The sequence below is a fragment of the Haloferax sp. Atlit-6N genome (genome assembly GCF_003383195.1).
Lineage (GTDB): Archaea > Halobacteriota > Halobacteria > Halobacteriales > Haloferacaceae > Haloferax > Haloferax gibbonsii.
The window spans coordinates 1-456 of sequence record NZ_QEQJ01000332.1; the positions used below are offsets into that span (position 1 = coordinate 1).

Annotated in this window: 1 protein-coding gene; it reads right to left on the bottom strand. The window is 70.2% G+C overall.

Going from position 1 to position 456, the window contains the following annotated elements:
• The coding region (locus DEQ92_RS22605) for an NUDIX domain-containing protein (RefSeq protein ID WP_147299599.1) at window positions 1-374 on the bottom strand (374 nt) is incomplete at its 3' end.
• Window positions 375-456: the final 82 nt, after the last annotated feature.

The following is a 456-nucleotide window of genomic DNA, read 5'->3' on the forward strand; positions in this document are numbered from 1 at the left end:
TGGTCGGCGGCCGCTTCCGGCGACAGCCACGCGTGCGTCGAGTGTTCGTGGCTGAGCTGGACTGGATCGTCGGCGACGACGTCCAGGCTCTCGGGGACCGCACACCAGTAGTAGACCGCGAAGCGTCCCTGATCGGTGTCGTTTCGCCACGACCCCGTGTGGATGGGCCGGCCGACGTGAACGTCGAGCGCCGTCTCCTCGACTATCTCGCGGTGGATCCCGTCGGGCGCGTCCTCGTACGGTTCGAGCCGGCCGCCGGGGAGTTCCCACCCGCCGTCGGTGCTCCGGCGGACGACGAGCACGTCACCCGAGGCGGCGAAGAGGACGCCTCGTTGACTGATCGTCGCCTCCAGGTGGTCGTCGGCGTCGGTCACGTCGGCACTCCCTGCCGTGAGGTGGTCGCCTCGCACCGCGTCGAACGGCCGATTCGGCCCGACAGCAGACAGCGCGGTCGCT